Raw genomic sequence first — 24,796 nt, forward strand, 5'->3', positions numbered from 1 at the left:
GATGCTGCCGGTGCTCGAGGCCGTGGTCCAGACCGGCAAGCCGCTGCTGATCATCGCCGAGGACATCGAGGGCGAGGCCCTGGCCACCCTCGTGGTGAACAAGCTCCGCGGCGGCCTGAAGGTCGCGGCCGTGAAGGCGCCGGGCTTCGGCGACCGCCGCAAGGCGATGCTCGAGGACATCGCGATCCTTACGAAGGGCCAGATGATCGCCGAGGATCTCGGGATCAAGCTCGAGAACGTGACGCTCGACATGCTCGGCCGCGCCAAGCGCGTGCGGATCGAGAAGGAGACCACCACGATCATCGACGGCATCGGCGAGAAGTCGGACATCGAGGGCCGGATCTCGCAGATCAAGGCGCAGATCGAGGAGACCACCTCGGACTACGACCGCGAGAAGCTGCAGGAGCGTCTGGCCAAGCTCGCGGGCGGCGTCGCGGTGATCCGCGTCGGCGGCTCGACCGAGGTCGAGGTCAAGGAGAAGAAGGACCGCGTCGACGACGCCCTCCATGCCACCCGCGCGGCGGTCGAGGAAGGCATCGTCCCGGGCGGCGGCACCGCGCTGCTGCGCGCCAAGAAGGCCGTGCAGGGTCTCTCGAACGAAAACCCCGACGTCCAGGCCGGCATCAAGATCGTGCTGAAGGCCCTTGAGGCGCCGATCCGTCAGATCGCGTCCAACTCGGGCGTCGAAGGCTCGATCGTGGTCGGCAACATCCTGGCCAACGCCTCGGAGACCTACGGCTTCAACGCCCAGACCGAGGAGTATGTCGACATGCTCCAGGCCGGCATCGTCGACCCGTCCAAGGTTGTCCGGGCGGCACTGCAGGGCGCGGCCTCCGTGGCCGGTCTGCTGGTGACCACCGAGGCGATGATCTCCGAGCTGCCGCGCAAGGAAGCCCCGGCCATGCCGGGCGGCGGCGGTATGGGCGGCATGGGCGGTATGGACTTCTAAAGCCACCTCCGACGAAGACATGACGGTCCGACGCAGCGCCAAGGCTGCGCCGGACCGTCATCCTCGGGACGGCGGCCCGGCGCGGCGATGCGCCGATCCGGGCCGGGCGTTCAAAGCCTTCGACGCAGCCGTAACTTCATCGTGACCGCACCGAGCGGGCCGATGCGGGTTGCCCCCTGGAGCTGGTCGGGAGGTTTTCATGGGCGCAGGCGTTGATCCGGATGTGAACAGGATAGCGATTCGCACAGGGACCGCCGCTGCGCTGGCTCTGATGGCCATCGTCATGGCCCCAGCCACGGCCTGGGCGTGGGGCGTCCCCGGATGCACCAACCTTCCCGAATATAATCGCGCCCTTGGCGCCCTTCAGGGCATGACCAGCGCCTGTGACATGAGCGTCGAGCGGGCCCGCGCGGTCATCGCGGAGCATGACGGCGTGCCCATGGCCCAACCACCCGTCGCCTCGCCGCCCCGGGTCCGGGCTCGGCGGCGCCCGGGACGCACGCACCACAAAGCGGCCCGCCACCGGCGCCCCGCCGAGCGCTGACGCAGGCCTCGCTGTGCCCAAGCCGGTCCGGCTTCCCATCGGGGCTGACGGTCCTAGCGTCGGTCCCACGCCCGTATGCAAAGCCGAGTGAATGGAGGGGCTCTCCGTGCGGCTCGATCTCGGTCACAAGGGCGATTGGATCGTCGATCCCCGTGAGCTCGCTTCGCGTTTGGGCGTCAGCATGGCTGCGCTCAAGCGTCATGAGCGCCTCGGGCAGGTCGAGGCCCGGATCAAGTCCGGCTCCGGAACCGGTCAGACCTGCGTGACGGTACGCCTGCACGGCAAGGGCTGGCGGGGAACCTTCGACGGGAGCGGTGCGCTCATCGCGGAAGAGCAGTGGTGAGCCCGGATCTGCGTCAAGAAAGCCGCTGCATTCGGGCAATGCGTGGTACAGCTCTGAAGAGTTCCCGCGCCCGCTGCCCTAGAGGACTGACATGAACGCCTTCAGATGGCTTATAGCCAAGGTTATCGGCGTCCTGTTCTCGCAGACGATCGACCACAAGAACCGCAAAGCAGCCTCCGAAAAGGAGGGCGGTACTTACGATGCCGGTCAAGCTTACCAATCGGCCGGGTTCGAGGGCGATTACCACGCCGCGACCACTCTGCTGAAGCAGCGGATGAACAAGAACTTTCCGGACAATTTCCACGCTCGGTTGGGCTCGCAGACCAACAGCATGTACGATTACGGCGAGGACCGCGCGGGCGCCGTCGACACGGCTTCGACCGCGATCGCGATGGCGCTGCGGAACGGCGCGACGGTCAGCCAAGCCGCGGAAGCCGGGGCGGCGAGCGTCGGAATCTGAGGCGCCGAGGGGCGGAGACACTGCCTCGCCTCGAGACTCCCAACGCCAATCGGAACACCGCCGGAGATCACGGTCTCCGGCGGTGTTCAGTGTCATGGTGAGATGGCGCTCGGCCTACCAAAGATGGCGCGGCAATCGGCGCTTCCAGCGCTCGCCGGCCTTCAGGGTGTCGGCTTGCCGGGAGAGGCGGATCGGACGCACTGGCATCGCTGTCGGTTGAGCCGGCGCGGCCGTCACCGGAGCGGGTGTGCTCGTCGCCTGGCGTGTCGCTGCCGGTGTTGCGACGACAGCCGGCCGTGCCACCTCGGCGACCGGCTTCGGTGTGCGCTTGGTTGCCGTCGCTGGCTTGGCGCGGCGCACCCGCGGAAGGCGCTCGATCGACGGGGCCTCGTCTGCCTCCGCCGATTCGGGCTCGCTGGCGAACATCGGCATGAGGCTCGGCAGCACTCGCCGGGCCGGGGGTGCCTCGGGCTGCGTCGGCTCGGCCTGGACGGCGGGCGCGAACAGCGCCTCGGCCGGCTTGTCGGCGGTAACCGCGGGAATGTCCCACCAGAGATCGTGGATTTGGCGGGATCGCGTCGGTGCGTCGACCAGTGCGACGCGAGAGGTGCGGGTATGCTTGACTTCGACCGTGAACGGCCGCGCGCTCCGGCGCTTCATGTGTGCGGAATTCCTGAAAACAACGTGCCTAACGGCTCAAAATGCGCAGGCAACGTTTGAACATCATACGGGAACGAACCGCGTGTTGTCGAGCGCAGAGATCAACAATCCTGTTTGCGCACCATAGGCTTTTGGGATGACCTCAAGTGCCTGCGCAACGTCGCATTGTTGAAGTACTGGGTTTGTGAGCTTCACGATGGCTGCGTCGGCCCGACACAGGTCGGCGTTCATGCCGCGCCCGTGTCCGCCAAGCATGAGCATGCCAGGCGCATAGCCACGATGAGGTCAGCCATTGGCCGAGAACGGGGGCCGTTTCGCATGCGGTGCAGAAGCGTGTCCTGCCGAAGATGAAGGACCAGAGGTTCGGCGGCGCTGCACGGTCTCGCGGATATGGGTGATGAGCAGGGCGACGCGGCGCATCTCGACGCTCTCCGTCCGCCCGTGCGCCTCCGCCCGGTTCGCCGCCGCCAATCCCTTACGCAGGGCCGTGAACAGCGGCAGCCATACGGCGCTGCCGACGGAAACCACGACAAACACCGAACCGATCTGCCGGCTTCGGTGAGCTGATCAATGGTCGGGACCTTCCGGTGCACGCTCGCCGGGGGGGCGCCGAAATGGGTCAGGATCGGATCGAGCAGGCGGGGATCGAGCTTCCGCCCGTCGAGGAGCTCGACGGTGCTGCCCTTGAGCTTGGCCACGCTGTCGACGGTGCTGCCTCCATGTGCAACGAAGACGATTGCGTCGCGGCGCAGGATCACCAGGGTCTGCCCGTCCTTTGGAGCGGCATCGCTGCGAACCAGGGTCAGCTGGGTCTCACTCGTGTCGAGGGCTGCCGCCGTCCCGAGACGATCCGGTTCGTAGATCGTCCGGATGCGCACCCGGGGGTGCTGGGTCTCGAAAAGCTGGGTCAAGGCCTGGGCCGCCTGCCGGTCCTCCTCACTGGTCTTCGCGACCGCGATGTCGAGCGAGAGCAGTCCGAGCAGAAGATGGATGAGCGCGGCGACGGCGGCAGCCCCGGCGATCACGCAGAGGGCGATGACAGTCGTATGCGAACGCCGGACGATCATCGCCGCACTGGTCTGCCACACCGGAACTATAACAAAAGGACATTGTGGAGGCTCCCTTGTCGGTTGAAGCCACGCACCGCTGGCCGGCAGCGACATCGTGCGCGATCGGGGGGCCTGGATTGTGAACCAGAGGCAGGCTCGCGGGCTTCTCCATGAGCCAAGGCGATCTTCGGGTCGAGGCAGAAAGAACCTCATGCGCATCCCCAGTCTTGCGGCGCTCTCCGGCGTCGGCCTTGCCATCCTGTGCCTTCCGGCCGCGGCCGTTCCCGCCGGCCCTGGGGCCGGCGCGTCATCGCCGTCCGACATGTTCACCCCGGTTCGGATGCGCCACCACCTCACGCGCCGGCCGTCGATGCAGCGGACGCAGCGGATGTATCCCGGTGCCAGCTTCGTTCGGAACACCACCCGCGGCGCGCCGGCGGGCAGCAGCAGCGGCAATGGGACGACCGGCAGCTACGCCGCGCCCAGCGGAAAATAGTCTGTTTGGATGCAGATCGATCGGCCCGCCCGGCTCCGGCCGCGGCGGGCTTTTTCGTGGCTGCACCTGCATCGGCTCCCGATCTTGGAGCGCAGGATGGAGATGGTGCAGCCGCTGACGCCCGAAGCCGATCAACCGGAAACCCTGGCTCCCATCGTACGTTTTGGCCCGGAGGCCCTGTGCAACGCGCGCACGAGGCCGACATGCCGAGGAGACCAGGATGCGTCATGCCATCCTTGCTGTTCTTGCCCTGACGGCTGCAACCCCGTCCCTTGCTCAAACGAAGACCGGTCCCGCCCCGATTACGCAGCCTGGACCGCCCCGGCAGATCGCGCCCGGCACACCGGAGGGGACCGTCGTCATCCCCGGCGGCGGCGAGAACAGCGGCCCGGGCAGCACGGCCGTCATCGCTCCGACGGGCACGGGTGCGGCGACCATAACGACCGATACGGCAGCGGGCGGAAATGCCGGCCAGCCCGAGCGCGGCGTTCCCCAGACGGGCGGCGGCGGTGGCGGCGACAATGGCGGCGGCTGATCGGTCGGTGCCGAGCACGCAGTAGCCTCCAAGTTCCCGGCCCCCCCGTCCGTTGACGGGATCTAGCCGCCACCCCCGCCACCGCCACCCGTCCCGGGACCGCCGAGATTGCCGTCCTTGTTCGGCGTATTCCAGTGAATGATGCCGTCGTCCGGGGGGCGCAGCGTCGTGGTCGGCGGTCGTGGAACGCCGAATTGCGGTGCTACCGTCACTCCGCGGCGCTGTAATCTGTCGGTGCGAACACGGTGAGCGACTGCGGGCGTGCTGCCCAAGACCGCAAGCGCGAGGACGAGCCATTTCACCAGCGCGCTCATCATGACCACTCCCCACCCTGTGGAACGCGCCGCCCGGAGGGATCGCCGCCGGGGCGCGGGCGTCGCGCGGGAGCTGGGCACATCCGCGGGAGGCCGTTGAAGGTCACTCCGTCAGGAACGGTCTGAGTGGCCATCGGGTTTCCCCAAGCCGGGGGCGCGCCTCAGCAACCCCGGCGAGGAGAGAATCCGTGTTCAAAGTCCCGACGCTGACGGGTGGCCTGTTCGCCGCCAGCCTGTTTCTCGCGCCACTCCCGGCCGCCGCGGCCCAGATCGGCCTCGGCGCCGTCGCCGAACCTGCGCCGACTTTGGAGCATGTCCAGTACGGCTACGGTGGACCCCGCTTCGGACCCGGCTTCGGCGGTCGCCGCCATGGCTATGGCGGCCCGCGCTTCCGGGGGCGCGGCTACGGCTATGGCCGCGGGTACGGGCGTGGTTACGTTTATAGCCGGCCGCACGGCTATGGCTATGGCCGTCGCGGCGGCTTCTGACCGCGTTCGATCCGGATCCTGACGATCTTCAGCCCGCCCGGCCCCAGGCCGCGGCGGGCTTCTTCGTGCGTGAGCGGTCCCGGCTCGGGACGATCGATCCTGCGGTACCCGCACGGCCTGCTAACCGGGGCGCGTCATCCTGCATTCACGAGCCGCGTTGCGTATCGGCTCGACCGCTGGTGAGATCGGACGCTCCCCCACCCCGTGACCAGATCGGGGTGGGGCCGAGCGGCCGGTCCACCCGGCGCTCACGCCTTCGTCATTGTCGTGGTCTTAAAACGGCCGAATCTCCGCTGCCCGGATTCCTGCATGCGTCTGACCTTCGCCACCCTCCTCGTTTGCTGTGCCACGGCCGCCTGCGCCGGAGAGCCGCTCCTGGACGGTCCGGTCATGGGCGGCGGCTTCGGCATGAGCGGCTCGGACTATTACGGCGATATCCGCAGCCGGATGCCATTCACCCAAGAGGCCTCGCCCCGGCCGGTCGGCATTGCCGATGTCGAGCGCGCGCGGGCAACGCGGACACGCGCGGAGGCGCGATACCCGGCGCGGCGGCGCTTGCCCCACGGCTAAGCTGGCCGGAGCGGATCGCCCGGGATCGATCGCCTATGACGCCTTGAGGAGAGACTCGGTCCGGTATTCGCTCGGGGTCTTGCCGTACTGTGCCTTGAAGCGGCGGGCGAAATGGGCCTGGCTGGCGAAACCGCAGCCATAGGCCAGAGTGCCGATCGGCAGGTGCCGGACGCCCGGATCGATCAGGCGCTTGGCTGCGGCCTCGAGCCGACGCTGCCAGATCCAGTCCGAGATGTGCTGGCCGTGCTCGCTGAACAGCTCCTGGAGCCGCCGCAGCGACACGCCGACTGCGGCGGCGAGTTGGGACGGGCCGAGCGTCGGATCGCCGAGGTTGGCCTCGACGAACGTTTTGGCGCGCTGGACCACGACGGTGCCGTGCAGCGGTTGCGGGACGTCCTTGGCCAGGCGCTCGGCGATGCTGGCTACGATCAGGTCGACGCCGACCGAGGCCATGCGGTCGGCCGCCTCAGGGGCAAGCCGATCGCCTAGGCGGACCAGTTCCTCGAAGAACGTTCGCGCCAGGGACGTGGAGCCCAGCTCCGCCCCTATCCTGAGGGCCGTGTAGTGCCGGGTCGACCCGAGTACGCTCTCCAGCCGTTCGCGTGGCAGCTCCACGAACAGGACTTGAGCTCCTGCGCTCGTCGTCAGCACCATTGGCCGCTTGTCGAGGATGTAGAGGTCGCCGGTGCTCAACACGGCGTCGCGACCGTCCTGAAAGCTGTTCGAGGTGCCCGCGAGCTTGAAGGCTGCCGTAGCCATGCCTTCGCGGCCCTGACGCCAGGCTCCGAACTTCCTGACCTCGGTGCGCAGGGCACTCTGCGACATGCGCGTCACCGGGAGCGGGCCGATGGTGCTGTTCTCAACCTTGGCCTCGAACGGCGCATCGTCGAGGTGCTGCAGGTCGACGTTCGCTTTCTGCACCTCGAGCGCTTCACGCCAACGCATGAAGCTGTGCCGGGCATCGAGCCCCTTAGTCGAAAACACGATCTGCATTAAATGTACGTAAGTACTCGCGATGCGTAACGGCGTGAGCCTCGCTATCGCATGCAATCCAAGATTTCAAATATCGGGTCGTTGTAATCTATGATTGTCTTTTCGCGCACGCATCGCGCGGGCGTCGCTATTTTGTATCGCTGAGGTTTCGTTGCCGATCGCGGATCGGCGACCGGTCTGGATCGGACACGGAACCTTGAACCGCGACCACGCGGCTTATGCGCGGCGTGTGGCCTACCCGCGACGAAGCCACCCAGCGTGGGGCGTCGCCTTCCTGTTACAATCCGCCGAACGGCACGTCCCGCCCACGGTTTCTTCCATCGCCTCCCAGGCGAACACGACGCCCGGGTCAGGCCCTCGCCCGGGCGATGCAGGCGATCTGTTCGGGGTGATGCGGAAAACAAAGCATCTCCGCATAGTCGCTGATCGGCTGGGGCTTGCCGAACAGGTAGCCCTGCATCTCCCCGCAGGCTTCATCCGCCAGGAACCGCCGCTGGGCGGCGGTCTCGACCCCCTCGGCGACGACGCCCATCCGCAGGCTCCGGCCCAGGCTCAGCACCGCACGCACGATCACGGCGGCCTGCGGGTCGACGCCGAGCTGGGCCACGAACGAGCGGTCGATCTTCATCTTGTCGAACGGGAAGGCCTGCAGGGTCGCCAGCGACGCGTAGCCGGTGCCGAAATCGTCCATGCTGATCCGGACGCCGAACCCCTTGAGGCGCCGGAGGATGCTGATCGCCCGTGCCATGTCGTTGATGATGACACTCTCCGTCACCTCCAGCTCCAGCCGGTTCGGCGACAGGCCGGTCTGCGCCAGCACGGCGAGCACGGTCTCGGGCAGGTCCGGCTTCTGGAACTGCCGCGGCGACAGGTTGACCGCCACCTTCAGGGACGGTGCCCAGGTCGCGGCCTCGCGACAGGCCTCACGGAGCACCCAGTCGCCGAGCGCAATGATCAGACCGGTCTCCTCGGCCAGGGGCACGAACACGCTGGGCGGGATCTGGCCGCGTACGGGATGCGTCCAGCGCACCAGGGCCTCGAACCCCACCAGCATGCCCGATGCGCCGTCGACCTGCGGCTGGTAGTGCAGGCTCAGGGCATCGTCCGCCAGGGCCTGGCGCAGGTCGCTCTCCAGGACCCGGCGCTCCTCCGCCTCCTCGTCCATGTCGGACGCGAACACCCGGTAGGTGCCCCGGCCCTCGGCCTTGGCCCGGTAGAGGGCGAGGTCGGCTCGCCGGTACAGGCATTCCGCACTCGTCCCGTGCTCCGGCGCCAGGGCGATGCCGACGCTCAGGCCGACGGCGATCCGCTGCTCGCCGACCCAAAGCGGCGTTTCGAACAGGCCGATGAGGCGCTCGGCGATGTCGATTGCCTCCGCGCGGTCGCCGGTGAGCAGGACGGCGAACTCGTCGCCCCCTAAGCGCGCCACGACGCCGTCGCCCACCGCCGATCGCAACCGGTCCGCTACGCTGCGCAGCAGATCGTCGCCCGCCTGGTGACCGAGCGTGTCGTTCACGCCCTTGAATCCGTCGAGATCGAGATAGAGGACAGCCCCGGTGCCGCCCCGGACGGCGATATCGGCGAGCCGCGCATCGAGGTACTCACGGAACAGGCCGCGGTTCGGCAGGCCGGTGAGGATGTCGTGCCGGGCGAGGCGCGCCACCTCGGCCTCCGCGGCCTTGCGCTGGGTGATGTCGGTAAACGTCCGCACGAAGCCACCATCCTGAAGGGGCACGGTCCGGATCTCGAGCACGATGCCGTTCGGACGCACGCGCTCGTGGACATGGGCCTGTTCCAACCCGCCGCGCTCGATCCAGTCCCGGTACGACCGGTCGGTCCGGTTGCGCTCGCGGTGGCGCAGCTGATGGCGCAGGACATCCTTGTAGCTCGGAGCCGCCAGCATCATCGCCCGCGGCAGGTCGAGGAGCACCAGGGCGCGCTCGTTGCAGACCTGAACCAGGCCACGACCGTCCACCATGATCAGCCCCTGGTCCATGCTGTCCAGGGTCATGTCGAGCAGCAACGTCTTCTCGCCCAGGGCGAAGCCCTGGCGGGCGAGGGCGGCGTTGATCGTGCGCAGATGGTCCAGCATCAGGGCGAGCGCCGCGAAGGCCAGGATCACCGCCATCATCACGGCGATGCCACCCGCCACCGCGCCGCGGGCGAGGCCGAGATCCGGGGTTTCCAGCGCCGGATCCGGGACAACGCGCGCCGCCGCCATGGCCAGGAAGTGCAGGCCGGCGATGGCTGCCGTCAGGATTGTGGTTGCGGCTATTCGTGTCCGTGCCTCGCCGCCGCGGGCATGGATCACCAGGGCGGCGCCGGAGAGGCCGCAGCCGATCGTCGTGGCGACCAGTGCCAGCGGCAGGTCCCAGTTGAACCGTCCGGGCAGGACCACGCCCGCGATGCCGAGGAAGTGCATGCAGGCGATGCCGCCGCCGAGGATCAGGCCGGCCACCGCCCCGACCCACGGCGCGTCCCCGCGCGCCGCGCTCAGGAGCGTGAAGGCGACAAGAGCGGCTGTGATGGCCACGATGAGTGACAGCAGCGTCGTGGCCATTTCGTAGCCGACGACCACGCCGGGATCGTAGCCGAGCATGCCGATGAAGTGGGTGCTCCAGATGCCCGCACCGGCCGAGAAGGCGGCGGCCAGCAGCCAGGCGGGGGCCGAGGCGCCCCCCTTCCGAACGCGCTGTTCGAGCAGCAGGGCGACGTAGCACGAGATCCAGCAGACACAGGCGGCCAGGGGGACCACCCAGGGGGTGTGCTCGTCGGTCAGGCAGGCCAGAGCGCGGTACATCGGAAGCCTCGCCGTGCGGCAACACGGGAGAAAGATAGCGCGCCGATACTAATCAGAAGTTGCATATTCGATTGTGATTTCGCCTCAGGTGCTGATTTTCGAGGGGCAATCCCTTTGGCTTTCCGGCGAGTGGTTACTTTCCGCCAGCAGGATGCGCGGGCTGCGCGCCGGCAAGCCGTCGTCCAGACGGCTATAGTGCTCATCAACGCGGTCATCGTGGCCATCGCTTTCGGCCGCATTGCTCCGGAGGAAGGCGAATTGACCCGATAGCTGCGCTGACGTGTACAAGCGGGGCGGTTACATGCTTTTGGCGCGCTCCAGCCATGCCCAATGGCTAATGCCGTTGCTTACATGCCTGCGGTACGAGGGCCTTCCTCCCAAGACGACCCCTTCGAGCCCGCTCGGCACCAGCTGCGGCGGGCTCTTTTTCGTTAAGCGTTTGGCCCTACGCCTTGCCGGTGTCCGCGATCCGACGCTCCGCCCGCTGTCAACGGACGCTTTGACGGCATGCTGTGACCGCACGCATGAACAGATTCCTGGCGATCGTTGCGATGCTGATCGTGTGTGCGACCCCGGCGCTGGCTGGGGGCGATCGGCTCGACCTGGGCTGCGAAGATCCGCAGACCACGGGTTCGCTGCCGACCGAAACACAGGGGCCGGCAGTCCTGGGGACTGCCTTCGGCAAGGTCGAAATCACGCCGCCTGAGGAAAGCTGGCAGGAGCAGGCACAGCAGAACGCGGAGCGCCGCCGACGGGAGCGGGCCGAAGGCTGCTCGATCGATTGATGGGCCGGTCTTCACCGCATCCCGTATGGATTCTCGATCCATCTGCCACTTCACGTTGATCAGCCAAGCAATCACCGTCACTGTGGGTTCGGAAATCGGAGGCCGGCGACGATCCGCGGCGCGCGCCACCGGGCACCTGACGGCGAAGGTCTAGGCAACATGCGGCTACTGACGTTCGGCGCCTTGATGGCGCTCTCGGTCTCGCCGGAGGCGCTGGCCCAGGATCCGCGGGACGTCCCCGTTCAGCGTGATCTCAAGCGGATGGACCGGATCGACAAGCGCCTCGGCCGCGACGGTAGCCGGCCGGTCGATCCGAACGTGACGCCGGACAATCCCGACGGCGTCGTCGGCTTCGACGGGCCGCCCTTCAACTACGGCGATCCCGGCGTCATCGATGACGGCCCCCTGCCGCCCGGTTCGCCGGCGGATACGGATGACGAGTAGAGCCCGCTGTTTCGGGCGCTCCCCGCGCTAGGTAGATGAAGCGCCCTACGGCGATGGGCTCTCAGGGGATCCAGGATGGCACACGAGACACCCGACGCCGATCGTGCCGCCCGTGTGATCGCCGAGAACGTCTACGCAGGGTTCTGCCGGCAGGCGACGATGCCGAACCGCCCGATGGAGGAGCAGACGATCCTGGCGCGGCTCGTCGAGGCGATCCGCCCCCAGATCGGCAGCGGCGCTCCGGGGGCGATCGTCGAGGCGGCCAATGCCACGCTGTCCGCGTGGGAGCAGCGTGATCCCGAGGTTCGGGGGCCGCGCGTCCTCGCGGTAAGTCCGATCGATGGCGCGGTGACCATCGGGTAAAGCTGACCTCTCATGAAGGGGGCGGATCCAGGACGATCCGCAGACGCTTTGATGAGGGATCCTCGTTTTCCGAGAGTCGGCGCCCACCTGTCTGAATGGTGCTGGCGCTGGCGCGTCGTGGCGGCGCCGCTGACGGCTCAGCGTTCGTGATCAGGGACCAGAATGCGTAAGAGTCGGTCGAAATCTGGTTCGTCGCGGCGTGCGCTGCCCGAGAGCCTGACGCAGCATCTCGCGGATCCAAAGGTCAGGGTCCTCAGGACGCCGGACGGACGGCGCCGGCCCTCACGCGCGGCGGGGGCGGTCAGGAAGGTTGCCATCTCGCTCGTGACCCTGGCCGTCATCGTGCTGGCCGGGGGGCACCTCGTGCATGCATGGTAGCTGCCGACCCGCCCTCCCGGACGGATACCCCCGTCGGTCTTCATGCACCCCACCGGAGATCCCGGACGAGCAGCCGGCCGCTTCGAGACTTACACGGCAAAGGTCTACCTGAACGGGCCCGGCTCCCTATGTCAGCCGCAAGGAGTCGTTCAACCCATGATCATGATCATCATCTGCTTCCTCGCGCCATGGCTTGCCATGTTCCTGCGCGGGAAGGTTCTTCAGGGCCTTCTGTGCATCCTGCTCCACCTGACGATCATCGGCTGGATCCCGGCGACGATCTGGGCCCTGGCCGTCACCCGCAAAGAAGCGGCCTGACCGGCGACCTGAGACGGAGAGGAGGTCCTGATGCCCCCGAAGCTCACCAAGACGATCATCGGGGCGGTCATCGCCGTCGCCCTCGCGGCCGCGGTTTCCTACGGCGTCATCAGCCAGCAGACCGCCGATCAGATCCAGACCAAGGCGAACCAGACTCTGCAGACCGACCAAACGGGGTCCAATCCCGCGCCGCAGCAGCTCCAGCCTGCGACGCAGGATCCAAGCCCGCAGGCGCCGCGCCAGCCGGGGGCGTCGCCTCAGCCGCCCGGCCCGCGTCAGTAGCGCCGAGGGTGGAACAGGGGCCGGGAGGTGGGACGTTCACCGTTCGCTCCTTCCCGGCGCGCGTGCTGCTTCACTGGAGCGAGCCGGGTCCCGGCGACATCGAGCGTCCCGCGTCGAGCAACGCGCGGATCTTAGCCGTCGCGTGCGCCAGGATGTCGGGCCGCGCCTCGTCGTAAGAGGTTTCCGTCACGAAGCTCTGAAGGGCCTCCTCGATCCGCCCCTCGATCTCGTCCATCACGGTCAGGCCGTTCGGACCTTCCCGGCGCAGGTAGGCGTCCGCCAGGGCCAGGTAGGCCGCGCTGGCGAGCAGAAAGGCGACGCCATTGGCCTCCTGAGCCTGATCGGATCCCGGCTCGGGGTCGTTCGCCAGATCGTCCGAAAATTCATCAATCATCAAAGCATGCTCTGCACGGAGCCCGTGTGGAGCATGTCGCAATTACTGCAGCGCACACAGCTGCAAATACTGCGTATCAGCCTGACCATTCGACTGATAATTCTATTCTAGATATGATAATTCCGCAGTAATTCGCCCTTTGGTTGTGGTGATGCCAGAAAGGGCGGTGGTCCTGTTCGCGCGTTAAGCGCGCGGGCAGGCCTGAAGCTATACGATCCCGCTGCCGTCGTAAGGCCAGGGGCGATCGAGATGCGCCGCGACCGCTGCCGGTTCGTCTCCGACCGCACGCACGGCCGCTGTCACATCCTCGACCGGCACCTGAAGGCGGCGCGCCCAGTACGCTGCCGAACTGGCATCCTCGACATTCACGCGCTTCGGCTCTTGGGACAAATCTGACATGGAAGCCTCCGGCGGGAGAACCGCCGGGAGCCCTGACGGTTCAGTCGCGGCTGTCGTGACCGGTCGATCACGACCGTGCGTGGGCGTTACCACCCATTGTAGAATCGGCGCGGGCCGTCGTAGCCGCCGGGGCCGCGCTCGTAGCCGCCACCATAACCGTAACCGGGGCGACCTCCATAGGGGCCACGGGGGCCGCCATAGCCCCACCCACGATCGTTGGGGCGGCAATGGCCCCACGGATTCGGATGGAAGCCCGGGCCGCAGCCGCCAGCGACGCGTTCGATCAGCCCGGACCCGCTGGGCGGGCCGTAGCCGAACGGCGCCGCCTGCGCCGCCGTGGCGGTGGCGAGCCCTGCCGCAAGCGATGCGGCCATCCCGAGGGTCTTGAAGCGCACCATGACACGACCTCCTGAAACCGTCGGCCCGCTTGTCCGGACCGGATGCTAGGAGAATGGAGCCGGTGCCCTGAACCCGTTCTGGTTGGGTCGTTCATCAACCTGATGGTGAATGGCGCGAGATCAGGTCGCGGTGTGGTTTCGCCATGCCATAAAAGCGGCGGGGCTCGCACCCCGCCGCCGGTCGATCCGATCGGATCCGTCGAGAGCCCAAGCCCCGACGCTACAAGCCCAGTAACATACTGGCGGACCCGAGAAGGGTCATCATGAGGCCGCCAACGAAGACCGCGATCATCGCGTAGGAAAAGACTTTCAGCGCCATGCGGGGATGCCTGCTGCGCAGATCAGCAACGGTAGCCGCCGGTGGTCTGGCCGTACTGCTTCATGGGGCGGGTCTGCTGGTCCGCATTGCCTTCCGCCGCCGAACTCATCGGGCAGCGATCGTAGATGGGGGTGTCATGGACGCCGAGCCCCAGTGCCCCAGTGGTCTCGACCTCATAGGGGGTAAGGCCGGTCCAGCGCGCACCGTTTGATGCCATGGCGGACGAGATCGGGGCGACGCCAAGGACAAGCGAAGTGACGACGGCAGCGATACGGGTCTTCATGGGTAAAACTTAGCTCCTACAAACTACAGATCCGTTTTTCGGCTCTGTTTTTCTTGTGCGAGACCTAGATGGGGCTTCGCGCGCCGCCGTGACGTGCCGCGTCGCACGCCGCGCGACGGATTAAACGCCAGGGCATTTGCGCGGCGCCGCGCAAGATCGATCGGAGCGGACCGGCCCGATTGAGCCGGCCGACCGGGATTGGGAGGGGCATGCCCCCCGGATTGGCAAGTCCACGCGGTGCAGGCCCTGGCGCTGTACGCGCGGGGAGGCATCGGTCCTCCGATCGGACTGGTCCGACAGACCGGTCAGCTCAGTCGCCGCTCGATGGGTTAGCTTGGCCTCCGGAGCAGGTTGGGTGAGCGCAGCCGGCCAACCTGTTCAGCTCCGCGCGTCTCGAGGCGCGCGGGCCGACCGACCACCCGCGGCGGCCGATCCGGCTTCTGGCTTATTGAGGCGCTGGCCGGGCTAACCGCGCGTTTTCAGGCGCGGCACTCGGGCCTGGGCCGGCCCTCGATACCGCCCGAGATGCTGCTGCAGGCGTTCTTCTCGGCGGGCTCCGGGCGGATGTTGATGGAGGCGATCGCCTGCAGCCCGCTGTCCCGTTGGCTGCAGCCGCAGGGCGTCAGCGGCGCCAGGCGCTCCCATTGCTCATCCGTCAGGACATCCCGGTCAGACCGGCGTGACACGAAGGCTCACCAAAAAAGCGGCCTTTGGTCAGATCATCGTCCTGATCGGAAGCCCCAAGCCTGCAATCCTCGCCCCACCCTGTAACGGTCTCCGCCGAAGCGGATACCGGTTCGGCGACGCGCGTTGGAATAGAGGCATGGAGCCGGGACCGATCGTAACGCGGTCGGGAACAGCGCGCGCGTCAGCCCGAAGGTGGTCTCCAGCTGTCGGGATGATTTCAAACCACGAGGCTGGAGCAGCGCCCCGGTTCGACGCCCGGGATGATGCGTCAGACGTTCTCCTGCGGATCGTTCCACCGGGGACGCGGGGGACGCCCAAGCGGGGCGCGGCGGCGTGCTCGGTACGCGTCCCTAGCATGCCGGTGTGGCCGGTTCCATCGGATACCAAAGGGATGAGGATGGGCCGTCCCCCTTACGGGGCAAGCCCGCCGGATTTGAGAGACCGATGCCCCTGATCGATCCCGCCCGGGCGCTCCTCCTGGTCATCGACATTCAAGTCCGGCTCATGCCGGCCATCGCCGACGGCGCGGGGGTGATTGCCAACACGAACCGCCTCGTGGCGGCAGCGAGGCTCCTCGACGTGCCGGCCCTGTTCACCGAGCAGAATGCCGGCGGCCTCGGCCCGACCGTGCCGGAGCTTGCCCCGGAGCCCGGGGCGGCCTTCGCCAAGATGAGCTTCGGTGCCGTCCAGGCACCGGGCTTCCTCGACCGGCTCGGGGGCCGCGACCTCGTGGTCGCCGGCTGTGAAGCGCATATCTGCGTGCTGCAGACAGTGCTTGGGCTCCGGGAGGTCGGGCAGCGCGCCTACGTGGTCGCCGATGCCGTGGGTTCGCGCCGAACCGAGAATCGCGATGCCGGCCTCGCCCGGATGGCCGCCCACGGGGCCGAGATCGTCACAACTGAGATGGTGGTGTTCGAGTGGCTCGGCACCGCCCGGCACCCGTGCTTCCGCGAGGCCGTCAAGTTAATCAAGTGAGTGGGGTCAGCCGCCGCCCAGCGCCGCGCGGGTGCGGGCGTCGGCGCCGATGTCGTCCGGCCCCTCCAGGCCCAGCACCTCGATCAGGCGCATCCGCGCGCGGCTGACTCGGCTCTTGATCGTCCCCACCGCAACGCCGCAGATCGCGGCCGCCTCCTCGTAGGTGAAGCTCTGGGCCCCCACCAGAACCAGCGCCTCGCGTTGGGCATGGGGCAGCCGGTTCAGGGCGGTCTGAAACTGCGCCATCTCCATCCGCACCTCCTGCTCGGGCAAGGAGGTCAGCTTGCCGGCCATCACGCCGTCGGCGTCTTCCACCTCGCGCTTCCGCTTGCGCTGCTCCGAGTAGAACAGGTTGCGTAGGATCGTGAACAGCCAGGCCGTGAGGTTGGTCCCCCGGCGGAAGCTGCCCGCATTGAGCCAGGCGCGCACCAGCGTGTCCTGCACGAGGTCGTCGGAGCGGTCGAGATCGTAGGTGAGCGAGAACGCGAAGGCCCGCAGGGCTGGAATCGACCCGAGCAGGAGATCGCGCATCTCGGCATCGACCCCGTGCGTCGGCGAGCCGGAATGGTTGCCGGCGGGAGCGGCTTGCAGGGTCATGGTCATCGCGGGGCCTCCGTGTCGGAGCATGCGGCGAGGTCGTCGATCAGCGTCCGGAGCCGCTCCGGGATCGGCAGGGCCAGAACATCGGCGTAATGCAGGCGCAGGCCGCGGCCGATCCGGGCGCGATCCGCGTCGCTGATTGCCCGGCGCCCAGGCGCGGAGCCTGCGGCTGCACCGTCAGGCAGGGGGGCGGTATCGTTCGCGGGCATCAACCCGCCTCCGTCCGCATCTCCGGCGCGGCGCGTCACCGCCCGCTCGTCCTTACCCTGGGTCATGATCACGTCCCGACCAGCGGCGATGCGGCCCCGACGGGGTCTGCGATCCGCCGCTACGATCTCGCGATCGGTTGCGACGGAGACGTGCTACATCGCCTTCCGGTGGCGCTGGTAGGCGCAACGGATTTAATCGGTTCTGAACTTCGTATTCATCAAATCTTAATGTCGTAATTTGCGAGCTTTGCCGTAAATTATTGACAAAGACGCCAGTTACAATTCAGAAATACTTATCCGAGCTTGGCCGTAAATCAACCTCGCCCGGGGCGGCTGAATGGACGCTGAGCATGGGCGGCACATTCCGACCCGCGCGGCCCAGGACCCAGCCGGCTCACGCTCGGTCGGAGCGGAACCCAACGGACTGTCCGGAAAAGTACTACGCGCCCGGCCCCAAGTGAAAACCCAAAGGGACAGGAGGTGTGGTGCCGGTGGAGAGGATCGAACTCCCGACCTTCGGTTTACAAAACCGCTGCACTACCGCTGTGCTACACCGGCCCGCGACACACGTGCTACCAGTCGCGGTGCTGCCGCTCAAGCGGGCCCGGGCTAGGATCCGGAATCTACCGTGTGGAATCGGCTAGCGCCCCGAGCCGCGCACCAGGGCCTTCAGGCGCTGGTCGGCCCGGTCCATGCGCTCGGCAATGCCCCGGCGGATGCACTTGTCGACCGCGTCGCCGGCGTAGAAGCCGGTCGTCTTGTCCTGGTGCCGGCAGGCCTGGATTGGTGGCCAAGCGACCACCGCGGCCACGACCAGCAGCACGACCAGGGCATCGATGACAAGCCAGCCCTTCCAACCCAGGCGAAAACCGCCCCGGCCGAAGGTCTGCGGGCCCCGCCGGCGGTCGCGCTGGCTCACCGGCTCGGTGCCGAGCCGCGCCATGCGCGCATGGAATTGGGCCTCTTCGACCGCGTCGGGGACGCTACCGGAGGGCGATGGGGTGAGGGGACGGCTGGACATGGGAGGCTCGCAAGGGTGGGGGCGGCGGGCTCTTCGCCCTGTGGCCTCAATCGATCAGCCGCTTCAAGAGGGCGAAGTTGTCCTGCATCGAGAGGACGTTGCCGATCATCTCGCTGCGCGCGCAGGCCCCCGCGCCGACGAGCCCGAGCCAGCCCGCGGCGGCGGGGCGCGTGCCGCAATCCGCGAAGCTGCCGTAGAGAAACATCGCCACGGGCAGCGCGAAGACCGCGAGCTTTACGAGGCCGAAGAGCTGCCCAAACAGGCTCCTGCGGGGGCGCCGCGGCTTGTCCCAGTCGTCGTCCCAATCCGCGTCGGCGGCGTCCCTGTCTCGACGGTCCATCGCGGTATCGTGTCCGGCCTGTTTGGAATTCGCCGGATGAAACTGCCACGCTTTCGTGAAGCGGTGGCTAAAGCGGATGTTTAAAGGCGGATGAAATCATCATTCGTGCGCCGTCGATGAACCGGAGGGACCCGCCTCAGGCGGCGAGCGCCCGCCTCACGGTGGCGCGCAGGTCCGCCAGCGAGAACGGCTTGGTCAGCACGTCGGTGACGATCGCATCGAGCCCGCGGGCGCGCTCCCGCTGGTCGGCGAAGCCGGTCATCAGCAGGATGGTCAGGTCCGGGAAATCGCGCTTGGCGGCCAGCGCCAGGGCGATGCCGTCCATGAGCGGCATGCGGATGTCGGTCAGCATCAGGTCAAACCCGCCATCGGCCTCGTTGAGCCGGTCGAGCCCGTCGCTGCCGTCATTGGCGGTCACGACGGCATGGCCGTCGATCTCCAGCCCCCGCTTGAGGAAGCCGCGGACGGTCTCTTCGTCATCCACGAGGAGGATGCGCGCCATGGGGTTCCGTAAACGTTCCTGATCCCGGGCCTGATTCCGAGGGTGTCTCACAAGATGAGACTTCAGGCCTGCTTATGGATAACAGATCACGAACGGAACCGTTGCTCTGTCAAGGCGCGAGACGGGAAAACAATCGCATCGCGGGGTGGCGCGGCGAAAATGCCGCGCTGGATCGCGGGCGCGTCAGGCCTCGTCGAAGAGGTCCGGATCGCCACTGTCGAAATCGACCACGCCCACGAAGGGCAATTGGCGGAAGGCGTGGGCCGCATCCATCCCGTAGCCAACCACGAACACGTCCGGGCAGGTGAAGCCGACGAAATCGGCGTCGATCGTCACGGCGCGCTTGCCCGGCTTCTCGAGCAGCACCGCGGTCAGCACCCGCTTGGCGCCCCGGGCCATGAGAAGATCCTTGGCGAACACCACGGTGCGGCCGGATTCCAGGATGTCGTCCACCAGGAGCACGTCCCGCCCGCGCACCTCGCTCTGCACGTCGCGCAGGATCTCGACTTGGCCGGTGGAGACGGTGCCGGTGCGGTAGCTCGACAGATGTACGAACTCCACCTGCGGCGACAGCCCGACCCGGTGCAGCGCCCGCAGCAGGTCGGCGGCGAACATGAAGCTGCCCTTGAGCACCGCGACGACCAGGAGGTTCTCCGGGTTCGCCGACAGGATCTCCTGGGCTAGCTCGGTGTTGCGCTTGGCGATTGCCGCCTCGTCGAACAGGGGGCGGACGCGCCGGTCGGGGATGCTCATCTGACGGGTCCCGGGAGTTTCTTTCTTGTGCGGGCTCGCCGCGGCGATCGGAGGTCGGTCTTACCCTCCCGGGCCCGCCGGGGGAACTCCGGATCGGGCCGCCCGGGGCGGCGCGTCAGCCGTTGTCGCCCCGGATCGCCGCGATCACCGCATCCGTGACCGCGCGGGTGGTGGCCGTACCGCCGAGATCGGGGGTGTGCAGGGTGGGATCGGCGGTGACGCGCTCGACCGCGCGCATCAGCCGGTCGGCAGCGTGCGTCTCGCCCAGATGCTCCAGCATCTGGCAGGCGGTCCAGAAGGTGCCGACCGGATTGGCGATACCCTTGCCGGCGATGTCGAAAGCCGAGCCGTGGATCGGCTCGAACATCGAGGGAAACCGGCGCTCCGGGTTGATGTTGGCGGTGGGCGCGATGCCCAGCGACCCGGCCAGCGCCGCTGCGAGGTCCGACAGGATGTCGGCGTGCAGGTTGGTCGCCACGATCGTGTCGAGGGTCTCAGGCTTGCCCACCATCCGCATGGTCATGGCGTCGACCAGCATCTTGTCCCAGGTCACGTCGGAGAAATCCTGCGCCACCTCGGCCGCGATCTCGTCCCACATTACCATGGCGTGGCGCTGCGCGTTCGACTTGGTCACCACGGTGAGCCGCTTGCGCGGCCGCGAGCGGGCCAGCGCGAACGCGTAGCGGATGATGCGCTCGACCCCGGAGCGGGTCATCATCGACACGTCGGTGGCGACCTCGTTGGCATGGCCCTGATGCACCCGGCCGCCGACGCCGGCATATTCCCCCTCGGAATTCTCGCGCACGATCACCCAGTCGAGCTCAGGCCCGGTGACGTGGCGCAGGGGGCTGGTGATGCCGGGCAGGATCCGGGTCGGCCGGACATTGGCGTACTGGTCGAAGGGCTGGCAGATTGCCAGCCGCAGGCCCCACAGGGTGATGTGGTCGGGAACGTCCGGGGCGCCGACCGCCCCGAAGAAGATCGCGTCGTGATCCTTGATTTTCTCGCGACCATCCGCCGGCATCATCACGCCGTGGGTCTTGTAGTAGTCCGAGCCCCAGTCGAAATGGTCGAAGGCGAAGCGGAAGCTCCTGTCGCGCTCGGCGAGGGCGTCGAGCACTTCGATGCCGGCGGCGATGACCTCCTGGCCGATCCCGTCCCCCGGGATGGCGGCGATGCGGTACTGCTTCATGGCGCGTCCTCGATGGTCTCGTTCGCCCGCCGCCCGTCGAGGAGCGCCGGCCTCGCGGCAGGATGGCATAGGGCCGGTGCTATGCCGACCCCGGCAAGTCGGCGCCGATCCTGGGCCCGCGGTTCCGCGGGCGGGGCACGCCTGCGCCGCGCGCGAGATCCGGAAACGCAAAAGGGGTCGGCGATCCGCCAACCCCTTGCGCAGTCGTTCCGAATGGATGGTACCACCGCCCCGGCTCGAACGGGGGACCCCCAGATCCACAATCTGGTGCTCTAACCAACTGAGCTACGGCGGCACTGGCGGGCGGTGTATCGTGGGCCGCGGCAGTTTTCAAGGCGATCCGTGCAGCTTGATGCAGGGTCGGTGGACGCAGGGCGGATTCGCTCCATAAGGGGACGACGAAACCGTAGCTCGGCCAGGGCGAATCGGGGGTAGGGGCGAGTGTGAGCGCGCGAGAGCCGGCGCTGGCCGCGACCGGGACCCCGGATGCGGCCCGGGCCTCCGAGACGCGGGCGGAGAACAGGCCGGCCCGGAAACCTGCCCGGCCGGGCCATCGCCCCCGCGGGCGCTGGACCCGCTCCCGGATCCTCCTGGCGCCCGGGCGGCTGCGCAGCCTCGTCCGGCGCAGCGAGGGCGGTCTCGTCCTTCTGGCGACCCTGGTGGGGTGTCTCGCGGGGCTGGCAGTCTCGGCCATGACCTGGGTGACGCAGGCCCTGCGCGAGGCGCTCTATCACCTCCCGGCGGGGACGCGGCTCAGCGCCGCGGACGCCGTGGCGCCGCCGCTCCTGCTGATCGGCCCCTGTTTCGGCGGCGTGCTGCTCGGGTTGCTGATCATCTCGGCGAACTATGTCCGCGGCCCGCGCAAGCGCCCGGCCATCGACCCGATCGAGGCCAACGCGCTCCATGGCGGCCGGATGTCCCTGCGGGACAGCCTCTACCTCGCCCTCCAGAACGTCATCTCGAACGGCTCCGGCGCTTCCGTGGGGCTGGAAGCCGGCTATACGCAGCTCGCGTCTGGCCTCGCCTCCCGGCTCGGGATCGCCTTCGAGGTGCGCCGGGGCGACCTGCGGACCCTGGTCGGGTGCGGGGCGGCCGGCGCCATCGCGGCGGGGTTCGGGGCGCCGCTCGCCGGGGCGTTCTACGCCTTCGAGCTGATCATCGGCACCTACACGATCGCCACCCTGGCGCCGGTGGTCGTCGCGGCGCTCTGCGGCAACCTGGTCTCTCGCGCGCTGATCCACACGCAGCCGCTGGCCGACCTCGGCGACATGCAGGCGGTCACGACCTCGCACATCACCAGCCTGGAGATCCTGCTGAGCCTTGCCCTCGGGCTGCTCTGCGCCCTGCTCGGCATCCTGATCATGCGCGGCGTCACCCTGGTCGAGCGGCTGGTTCAGGCCTCCGGCCTGCCGCGGGCGGCCGGGCCCGCCTTGGGAGGGCTGTGCGTCGGTGCACTGGCGCTGATCGCGACGCCGCAGGTACTCTCGGGCGGCCACGGCGCCCTACACATGCACTTCGCCGCCGAGGGCCAGGACCACGGCGTCGCGGTCCTGGCCGGGCTGTTCGCCGCCAAGGCGACGGCCACGGCGATCTCGATCGGATCCGGATTCCGCGGTGGCCTGTTCTTCGCCTCGCTGTTCCTCGGAGCGATCGCCGGCAAGCTGTTCGCCGTCGTGGCGCCGGAGCTCCTGCCCGCGATGGCCGGCTTCGGCCTCACGCCGCTGGCCTACGCGGTGATCGGCATGAGCGCGCTCGCTGTGGCGATCATCGGCGGCCCGCTGACCATGACGTTCCTGGCGCTGGAGGTCACCGGCAGCCTGCCGATCACCGGGGTGGTGCTGGCAGCGGTGATCGCCTCCTCGCTGACCGTGCGGAAGATCTTCGGCTACTCCTTCGCCACCTGGCGCTTTCATCTGCGCGGCGAAAGTATCCGCAGTCCCCACGATGTCGGCTGGATCCGCTCGCTGACCGTGGGCCGGCTGATGCGTCGGGATCCCGCCACCGTCGTGGTGGACACCCCGCTGCCGACCTTCTTGCGCGCCCACCCTCTGGGCTCGCCTTCCCGGGTCGTCGCCGTGGATGCGAAGGGCCGCTATGCCGGGATCGTGAACGTCCCCGAGGCGCATGCCGCCGCCCGGGACGCCGAGGCCGGCGCGGCGCCGGTTCTGGCCGACCTGCTGCACCACGCCGACCTGTTCCTGACGCCCGAGATGAACGCCAAGGACGCGGCTGCCACCTTCGACCGCAGCGAGAGCGAGGCGCTCGCCGTGGTCCAGAGCGCCGACAGCCGCCAGGTCCTGGGGCTCCTTACCGAGAGCCACACGCTTAAGCGCTACAGCGAGGAATTGGACCGCCAGCGCCGGATGATGGCAGGCGAATCTGCGTGATTGTCAGGATGGGGTGTTGACCGCAGGAGCGCGTGCAACACCCTGGCACCGTGCAACCCAGGCCCGGTACGCGGCCCCCGACGCGACACCCGAGAGGATCCATGGCCGGTCAAGACAGCAGCTCGCAGCGCCGCTACCGCATCGCGGTGATTCCGGGCGACGGCATCGGCAAGGAGGTGGTGCCCGAGGGCGTGCGCGTGCTCGAGCAGGCGGCCAAGCGGCACGGCTTCGCGCTCCAGCTCGACTGGTTCGATTTCGCGAGCTGCGACTATTACGAGCAGCACGGCCGGATGATGCCGGAGGACTGGAAGCCGCAGATCGAGACGCACGACGCGATCTATTTCGGCGCCGTCGGCATGCCCGAGCGCGTGCCCGACCACATTTCCCTGTGGGGCTCGCTGATCCTGTTCCGGCGGGAATTCGACCAATACGCCAACCTGCGCCCGGTGCGCCTGATGCCCGGGGTGAAGTGCCCGCTGGCCGACCGCAAGCCCGGCGATATCGACTTCTGGGTGGTTCGGGAGAACACCGAGGGCGAGTACTCGAATGCCGGCGGCCGGATGTTCGCCGGCACCGACCGCGAATTCGCCCTGCAGGAGACGATCATGACCCGCCACGGGGTCGACCGGATCCTGAAATTCGCCTTCGACCTCGCCCAGACACGGCCGAAGAAGCACCTGACCTCGGCCACGAAGTCGAACGGCATCTCGATCACGATGCCGTACTGGGACGAGCGCGTGAAGGCGGTGGCCGAGGGCTATCCGGATGTGCGGTGGGACCAGTACCACATCGACATCCTGACCGCGCATTTCGTGCTGAACCCGGACCGGTTCGACGTGGTGGTCGCCTCCAACCTGTTCGGCGACATCCTGTCGGATCTGGGCCCCGCCTGCACGGGCACGATCGGCATTGCGCCGTCCGGCAACATCAACCCGGAGCGGGTGCATCCGTCCGTGTTCGAGCCGGTCCACGGCTCCGCCCCCGACATAGCCGGCCAGGGCATCGCCAACCCGATCGGCCAGATCTGGTCGGGCGCGATGATGCTGGAGCATCTCGGCGAGCACGAAGCCGCCCGGGAGATCGTCAGCGGGATCGAGCGGGTGCTGTCCGAGCGGACGCTGCGCACGCGCGACCTCGGCGGCAATGCCGACACGCAGGCCTGCGGGAAGGCCGTGGCGGAGGCGTTGGGGTAGCTTCCCCGACCTCACATCCACCCCTTCATCCTGAGGAGCCCGCACCAGCGGGCCTCGAAGGAGCCTGCCAGGGATCGCAAGAAAGCTGGCAGGCTCCTTCGAGGGCTACGCTGCGCGTCGCTGCCTCAGGTTGAGGGACTTGGGTTGGACGGTCGTCGCGTTCAAAAAGATCAACGCGGGCGGCGGCGGACGCTCACCACGTTGCTCGCCTGCTCGACCTGACCGGAGGAAGCCGGCAGCGTCGCGAGCGCGGTCTTGACGATGGTGGCGGCGTCGAGCCCGGCCTCGGCGTACATCTTCTCCGGGCTGTCGTGGTCCTGGTAGGTGTCCGGCAGCGTCAGCGTCCGCACCCGGACCCGGCCCGCATCCAGCG

General features: G+C 68.0%; 33 protein-coding genes, 2 tRNA genes and 2 pseudogenes. 17 read left to right on the forward strand and 20 right to left on the reverse strand.

The genetic code is table 11. The features are described 5' to 3' along the window. The 4 genes from groEL to MKK65_RS04725 all read left to right on the forward strand — a co-directional run. The coding region (gene groEL / locus MKK65_RS04710; RefSeq protein ID WP_243955858.1) for a chaperonin GroEL at positions 1-949 on the forward strand (949 nt) is incomplete at its 5' end. A 199-nt stretch (positions 950-1,148) separates the two neighbouring features. Continuing rightward, the gene (locus MKK65_RS04715; RefSeq protein ID WP_243955859.1) at positions 1,149-1,493 is read left to right on the forward strand and encodes a hypothetical protein; all 345 of its coding nucleotides are present in this window, start codon (positions 1,149-1,151) and stop codon (positions 1,491-1,493) included. Between the two features lie 106 nt (positions 1,494-1,599). Continuing rightward, on the forward strand, positions 1,600-1,836 hold the full coding sequence (locus tag MKK65_RS04720; RefSeq protein ID WP_243955861.1) for a DUF6522 family protein: 237 nt from the start codon (positions 1,600-1,602) through the stop codon (positions 1,834-1,836). Between the two features lie 91 nt (positions 1,837-1,927). Then, a complete protein-coding gene (locus tag MKK65_RS04725) occupies positions 1,928-2,296 on the forward strand; it encodes a hypothetical protein (protein ID WP_058195000.1) in 369 nt (122 codons plus the stop codon). A gap of 114 nt (positions 2,297-2,410) precedes the next feature. Here MKK65_RS04725 and MKK65_RS04730 read toward each other — a convergent pair whose 3' ends face one another. The 3 genes from MKK65_RS04730 to MKK65_RS04740 form a co-directional block, all read right to left on the reverse strand. Continuing rightward, positions 2,411-2,956, reverse strand: a complete 546-nt coding sequence (locus MKK65_RS04730) for a hypothetical protein (protein WP_243955863.1) — start codon at positions 2,954-2,956, stop codon at positions 2,411-2,413. 63 nt (positions 2,957-3,019) lie between these two features. Continuing rightward, entirely contained in the window at positions 3,020-3,187 is a 168-nt protein-coding gene (locus tag MKK65_RS04735) for a hypothetical protein (RefSeq protein WP_243955865.1), read from the reverse strand. Further along, positions 3,184-4,023: a hypothetical protein gene (locus MKK65_RS04740; RefSeq protein WP_243955876.1), complete on the reverse strand. Its 840-nt coding sequence runs from the start codon at positions 4,021-4,023 to the stop codon at positions 3,184-3,186. The genes MKK65_RS04735 and MKK65_RS04740 overlap by 4 nt, the downstream gene beginning before the upstream one ends. Before the next feature lie 193 nt (positions 4,024-4,216). Between MKK65_RS04740 and MKK65_RS04745 the strand changes: the two genes are divergently transcribed. Then, on the forward strand, positions 4,217-4,501 hold the full coding sequence (locus MKK65_RS04745; protein ID WP_243955878.1) for a hypothetical protein: 285 nt from the start codon (positions 4,217-4,219) through the stop codon (positions 4,499-4,501). A gap of 220 nt (positions 4,502-4,721) precedes the next feature. Further along, on the forward strand, positions 4,722-5,036 hold the full coding sequence (locus MKK65_RS04750) for a hypothetical protein (RefSeq protein ID WP_243955880.1): 315 nt from the start codon (positions 4,722-4,724) through the stop codon (positions 5,034-5,036). Positions 5,037-5,098: 62 nt separating this feature from the next. On the opposite strand, the gene MKK65_RS04755 is transcribed toward MKK65_RS04750, so the two are convergent. Next, the gene (locus tag MKK65_RS04755; RefSeq protein ID WP_243955882.1) at positions 5,099-5,353 is read right to left on the reverse strand and encodes a hypothetical protein; all 255 of its coding nucleotides are present in this window, start codon (positions 5,351-5,353) and stop codon (positions 5,099-5,101) included. A gap of 185 nt (positions 5,354-5,538) precedes the next feature. Here MKK65_RS04755 and MKK65_RS04760 point away from each other — a divergent pair, with 185 nt between their 5' ends. Both MKK65_RS04760 and MKK65_RS04765 read left to right on the forward strand, forming a co-directional pair. Further along, positions 5,539-5,838 carry a hypothetical protein gene (locus MKK65_RS04760; protein WP_243955884.1) on the forward strand — a complete coding sequence of 100 codons (300 nt, stop codon included), beginning with the start codon at positions 5,539-5,541 and terminating at the stop codon, positions 5,836-5,838. A gap of 309 nt (positions 5,839-6,147) precedes the next feature. After that, positions 6,148-6,408, forward strand: coding sequence for a hypothetical protein (locus tag MKK65_RS04765; RefSeq protein ID WP_058194996.1), 261 nt, complete (start codon positions 6,148-6,150; stop codon positions 6,406-6,408). A gap of 33 nt (positions 6,409-6,441) precedes the next feature. Here the strand turns inward: MKK65_RS04765 and MKK65_RS04770 are convergent, their stop codons facing one another. Continuing rightward, positions 6,442-7,401 carry a helix-turn-helix domain-containing protein gene (locus MKK65_RS04770; protein ID WP_243955885.1) on the reverse strand — a complete coding sequence of 320 codons (960 nt, stop codon included), beginning with the start codon at positions 7,399-7,401 and terminating at the stop codon, positions 6,442-6,444. 349 nt (positions 7,402-7,750) lie between these two features. Continuing rightward, positions 7,751-10,201, reverse strand: a complete 2,451-nt coding sequence (locus tag MKK65_RS31115) for an EAL domain-containing protein (RefSeq protein WP_279596519.1) — start codon at positions 10,199-10,201, stop codon at positions 7,751-7,753. A gap of 524 nt (positions 10,202-10,725) precedes the next feature. Here MKK65_RS31115 and MKK65_RS04785 point away from each other — a divergent pair. From MKK65_RS04785 to MKK65_RS04805, 5 genes are all read left to right on the forward strand, one after another. Next, positions 10,726-10,986, forward strand: coding sequence for a hypothetical protein (locus MKK65_RS04785; protein ID WP_243955887.1), 261 nt, complete (start codon positions 10,726-10,728; stop codon positions 10,984-10,986). Between the two features lie 159 nt (positions 10,987-11,145). After that, positions 11,146-11,430: a hypothetical protein gene (locus tag MKK65_RS04790; protein ID WP_058194992.1), complete on the forward strand. Its 285-nt coding sequence runs from the start codon at positions 11,146-11,148 to the stop codon at positions 11,428-11,430. A gap of 75 nt (positions 11,431-11,505) precedes the next feature. Continuing rightward, complete coding sequence (locus MKK65_RS04795) at positions 11,506-11,793, forward strand: hypothetical protein (RefSeq protein ID WP_243955889.1); 288 nt, start codon at positions 11,506-11,508, stop codon at positions 11,791-11,793. Positions 11,794-12,327: 534 nt separating this feature from the next. Further along, the gene (locus MKK65_RS04800; protein ID WP_152997660.1) at positions 12,328-12,489 is read left to right on the forward strand and encodes a YqaE/Pmp3 family membrane protein; all 162 of its coding nucleotides are present in this window, start codon (positions 12,328-12,330) and stop codon (positions 12,487-12,489) included. Positions 12,490-12,519: 30 nt separating this feature from the next. Next, the gene (locus tag MKK65_RS04805) at positions 12,520-12,771 is read left to right on the forward strand and encodes a hypothetical protein (protein WP_243955891.1); all 252 of its coding nucleotides are present in this window, start codon (positions 12,520-12,522) and stop codon (positions 12,769-12,771) included. A 70-nt stretch (positions 12,772-12,841) separates the two neighbouring features. Here the strand turns inward: MKK65_RS04805 and MKK65_RS04810 are convergent, their stop codons facing one another. From MKK65_RS04810 to MKK65_RS04825, 4 genes are all read right to left on the reverse strand, one after another. Then, on the reverse strand, positions 12,842-13,165 hold the full coding sequence (locus MKK65_RS04810; RefSeq protein ID WP_058194989.1) for a hypothetical protein: 324 nt from the start codon (positions 13,163-13,165) through the stop codon (positions 12,842-12,844). 207 nt (positions 13,166-13,372) lie between these two features. Next, positions 13,373-13,564, reverse strand: coding sequence for a DUF3606 domain-containing protein (locus tag MKK65_RS04815; protein ID WP_243955893.1), 192 nt, complete (start codon positions 13,562-13,564; stop codon positions 13,373-13,375). 86 nt (positions 13,565-13,650) lie between these two features. Continuing rightward, a complete protein-coding gene (locus MKK65_RS04820; protein WP_243955895.1) occupies positions 13,651-13,962 on the reverse strand; it encodes a GCG_CRPN prefix-to-repeats domain-containing protein in 312 nt (103 codons plus the stop codon). Between the two features lie 341 nt (positions 13,963-14,303). Continuing rightward, a complete protein-coding gene (locus tag MKK65_RS04825) occupies positions 14,304-14,564 on the reverse strand; it encodes a hypothetical protein (protein WP_243955897.1) in 261 nt (86 codons plus the stop codon). A gap of 374 nt (positions 14,565-14,938) precedes the next feature. Between MKK65_RS04825 and MKK65_RS04830 the strand changes: the two are divergent. Both MKK65_RS04830 and MKK65_RS04840 read left to right on the forward strand, forming a co-directional pair. Then, a pseudogene (locus MKK65_RS04830) lies at positions 14,939-15,170 on the forward strand (IS5/IS1182 family transposase); the annotation flags it as partial. Positions 15,171-15,695: 525 nt separating this feature from the next. Beyond that, positions 15,696-16,226, forward strand: coding sequence for an isochorismatase family protein (locus MKK65_RS04840; protein ID WP_243955902.1), 531 nt, complete (start codon positions 15,696-15,698; stop codon positions 16,224-16,226). 6 nt (positions 16,227-16,232) lie between these two features. Here MKK65_RS04840 and MKK65_RS04845 read toward each other — a convergent pair whose 3' ends face one another. The 9 genes from MKK65_RS04845 to MKK65_RS04885 form a co-directional block, all read right to left on the reverse strand. After that, positions 16,233-16,829 (reverse strand): sigma-70 family RNA polymerase sigma factor, encoded by a 597-nt coding sequence (locus MKK65_RS04845; RefSeq protein WP_243955904.1) that lies wholly within the window; start codon positions 16,827-16,829, stop codon positions 16,233-16,235. Beyond that, entirely contained in the window at positions 16,826-17,101 is a 276-nt protein-coding gene (locus tag MKK65_RS04850; RefSeq protein WP_243955906.1) for a NepR family anti-sigma factor, read from the reverse strand. Before MKK65_RS04850 ends, MKK65_RS04845 begins: the two co-directional genes overlap by 4 nt. A 417-nt stretch (positions 17,102-17,518) precedes the next feature. Further along, positions 17,519-17,593 (reverse strand) — tRNA-Thr (locus MKK65_RS04855). A gap of 82 nt (positions 17,594-17,675) precedes the next feature. After that, complete coding sequence (locus MKK65_RS04860) at positions 17,676-18,056, reverse strand: hypothetical protein (protein WP_243955908.1); 381 nt, start codon at positions 18,054-18,056, stop codon at positions 17,676-17,678. A 46-nt stretch (positions 18,057-18,102) separates the two neighbouring features. Further along, a complete protein-coding gene (locus tag MKK65_RS04865) occupies positions 18,103-18,396 on the reverse strand; it encodes a hypothetical protein (RefSeq protein ID WP_243955910.1) in 294 nt (97 codons plus the stop codon). A gap of 136 nt (positions 18,397-18,532) precedes the next feature. Further along, complete coding sequence (locus MKK65_RS04870; RefSeq protein ID WP_007567202.1) at positions 18,533-18,898, reverse strand: response regulator; 366 nt, start codon at positions 18,896-18,898, stop codon at positions 18,533-18,535. Between the two features lie 183 nt (positions 18,899-19,081). After that, positions 19,082-19,651 carry a hypoxanthine phosphoribosyltransferase gene (gene hpt, locus MKK65_RS04875; protein ID WP_058194979.1) on the reverse strand — a complete coding sequence of 190 codons (570 nt, stop codon included), beginning with the start codon at positions 19,649-19,651 and terminating at the stop codon, positions 19,082-19,084. 115 nt (positions 19,652-19,766) lie between these two features. Then, a complete protein-coding gene (locus MKK65_RS04880; RefSeq protein WP_243955912.1) occupies positions 19,767-20,843 on the reverse strand; it encodes a tartrate dehydrogenase in 1,077 nt (358 codons plus the stop codon). A gap of 218 nt (positions 20,844-21,061) precedes the next feature. Next, positions 21,062-21,138, reverse strand: a tRNA-His gene (locus tag MKK65_RS04885). Positions 21,139-21,286: 148 nt separating this feature from the next. Here MKK65_RS04885 and MKK65_RS04890 point away from each other — a divergent pair. Both MKK65_RS04890 and MKK65_RS04895 read left to right on the forward strand, forming a co-directional pair. Further along, positions 21,287-23,230: a chloride channel protein gene (locus MKK65_RS04890; RefSeq protein WP_243955919.1), complete on the forward strand. Its 1,944-nt coding sequence runs from the start codon at positions 21,287-21,289 to the stop codon at positions 23,228-23,230. Positions 23,231-23,331: 101 nt separating this feature from the next. Next, positions 23,332-24,423, forward strand: a complete 1,092-nt coding sequence (locus MKK65_RS04895) for a tartrate dehydrogenase (protein WP_243948351.1) — start codon at positions 23,332-23,334, stop codon at positions 24,421-24,423. Between the two features lie 170 nt (positions 24,424-24,593). Here the strand turns inward: MKK65_RS04895 and MKK65_RS04900 are convergent. Next, positions 24,594-24,796, reverse strand: a pseudogene (locus tag MKK65_RS04900) (1-deoxy-D-xylulose-5-phosphate synthase); the annotation flags it as partial.

Source organism: Methylobacterium sp. J-001 (assembly GCF_022829565.1).
In the GTDB taxonomy this organism is placed as follows: Bacteria; Pseudomonadota; Alphaproteobacteria; order Rhizobiales; family Beijerinckiaceae; genus Methylobacterium.

What these genes read in the sequence shown, in the direction of transcription:
- MKK65_RS04715 (WP_243955859.1), top strand. Translation starts at nt 1,149, where the DNA reads ATGGGCGCAGGCGTTGATCCGGATGTGAACAGGATAGCGATTCGCACA.
- MKK65_RS04725 (WP_058195000.1), top strand. Translation starts at nt 1,928, where the DNA reads ATGAACGCCTTCAGATGGCTTATAGCCAAGGTTATCGGCGTCCTGTTC.
- MKK65_RS04730 (WP_243955863.1), bottom strand. Translation starts at nt 2,956, where the DNA reads ATGAAGCGCCGGAGCGCGCGGCCGTTCACGGTCGAAGTCAAGCATACC.
- MKK65_RS04735 (WP_243955865.1), bottom strand. Translation starts at nt 3,187, where the DNA reads ATGAACGCCGACCTGTGTCGGGCCGACGCAGCCATCGTGAAGCTCACA.
- MKK65_RS04740 (WP_243955876.1), bottom strand. Translation starts at nt 4,023, where the DNA reads ATGATCGTCCGGCGTTCGCATACGACTGTCATCGCCCTCTGCGTGATC.
- MKK65_RS04745 (WP_243955878.1), top strand. Translation starts at nt 4,217, where the DNA reads ATGCGCATCCCCAGTCTTGCGGCGCTCTCCGGCGTCGGCCTTGCCATC.
- MKK65_RS04750 (WP_243955880.1), top strand. Translation starts at nt 4,722, where the DNA reads ATGCGTCATGCCATCCTTGCTGTTCTTGCCCTGACGGCTGCAACCCCG.
- MKK65_RS04755 (WP_243955882.1), bottom strand. Translation starts at nt 5,353, where the DNA reads ATGATGAGCGCGCTGGTGAAATGGCTCGTCCTCGCGCTTGCGGTCTTG.
- MKK65_RS04765 (WP_058194996.1), top strand. Translation starts at nt 6,148, where the DNA reads ATGCGTCTGACCTTCGCCACCCTCCTCGTTTGCTGTGCCACGGCCGCC.
- MKK65_RS04770 (WP_243955885.1), bottom strand. Translation starts at nt 7,401, where the DNA reads ATGCAGATCGTGTTTTCGACTAAGGGGCTCGATGCCCGGCACAGCTTC.
- MKK65_RS31115 (WP_279596519.1), bottom strand. Translation starts at nt 10,201, where the DNA reads ATGTACCGCGCTCTGGCCTGCCTGACCGACGAGCACACCCCCTGGGTG.
- MKK65_RS04785 (WP_243955887.1), top strand. Translation starts at nt 10,726, where the DNA reads ATGAACAGATTCCTGGCGATCGTTGCGATGCTGATCGTGTGTGCGACC.
- MKK65_RS04790 (WP_058194992.1), top strand. Translation starts at nt 11,146, where the DNA reads ATGCGGCTACTGACGTTCGGCGCCTTGATGGCGCTCTCGGTCTCGCCG.
- MKK65_RS04795 (WP_243955889.1), top strand. Translation starts at nt 11,506, where the DNA reads ATGGCACACGAGACACCCGACGCCGATCGTGCCGCCCGTGTGATCGCC.
- MKK65_RS04800 (WP_152997660.1), top strand. Translation starts at nt 12,328, where the DNA reads ATGATCATGATCATCATCTGCTTCCTCGCGCCATGGCTTGCCATGTTC.
- MKK65_RS04805 (WP_243955891.1), top strand. Translation starts at nt 12,520, where the DNA reads ATGCCCCCGAAGCTCACCAAGACGATCATCGGGGCGGTCATCGCCGTC.
- MKK65_RS04810 (WP_058194989.1), bottom strand. Translation starts at nt 13,165, where the DNA reads ATGATTGATGAATTTTCGGACGATCTGGCGAACGACCCCGAGCCGGGA.
- MKK65_RS04815 (WP_243955893.1), bottom strand. Translation starts at nt 13,564, where the DNA reads ATGTCAGATTTGTCCCAAGAGCCGAAGCGCGTGAATGTCGAGGATGCC.
- MKK65_RS04820 (WP_243955895.1), bottom strand. Translation starts at nt 13,962, where the DNA reads ATGGTGCGCTTCAAGACCCTCGGGATGGCCGCATCGCTTGCGGCAGGG.
- MKK65_RS04825 (WP_243955897.1), bottom strand. Translation starts at nt 14,564, where the DNA reads ATGAAGACCCGTATCGCTGCCGTCGTCACTTCGCTTGTCCTTGGCGTC.
- MKK65_RS04840 (WP_243955902.1), top strand. Translation starts at nt 15,696, where the DNA reads ATGCCCCTGATCGATCCCGCCCGGGCGCTCCTCCTGGTCATCGACATT.
- MKK65_RS04845 (WP_243955904.1), bottom strand. Translation starts at nt 16,829, where the DNA reads ATGACCATGACCCTGCAAGCCGCTCCCGCCGGCAACCATTCCGGCTCG.
- MKK65_RS04850 (WP_243955906.1), bottom strand. Translation starts at nt 17,101, where the DNA reads ATGACCCAGGGTAAGGACGAGCGGGCGGTGACGCGCCGCGCCGGAGAT.
- MKK65_RS04860 (WP_243955908.1), bottom strand. Translation starts at nt 18,056, where the DNA reads ATGTCCAGCCGTCCCCTCACCCCATCGCCCTCCGGTAGCGTCCCCGAC.
- MKK65_RS04865 (WP_243955910.1), bottom strand. Translation starts at nt 18,396, where the DNA reads ATGGACCGTCGAGACAGGGACGCCGCCGACGCGGATTGGGACGACGAC.
- MKK65_RS04870 (WP_007567202.1), bottom strand. Translation starts at nt 18,898, where the DNA reads ATGGCGCGCATCCTCCTCGTGGATGACGAAGAGACCGTCCGCGGCTTC.
- hpt (WP_058194979.1), bottom strand. Translation starts at nt 19,651, where the DNA reads ATGAGCATCCCCGACCGGCGCGTCCGCCCCCTGTTCGACGAGGCGGCA.
- MKK65_RS04880 (WP_243955912.1), bottom strand. Translation starts at nt 20,843, where the DNA reads ATGAAGCAGTACCGCATCGCCGCCATCCCGGGGGACGGGATCGGCCAG.
- MKK65_RS04895 (WP_243948351.1), top strand. Translation starts at nt 23,332, where the DNA reads ATGGCCGGTCAAGACAGCAGCTCGCAGCGCCGCTACCGCATCGCGGTG.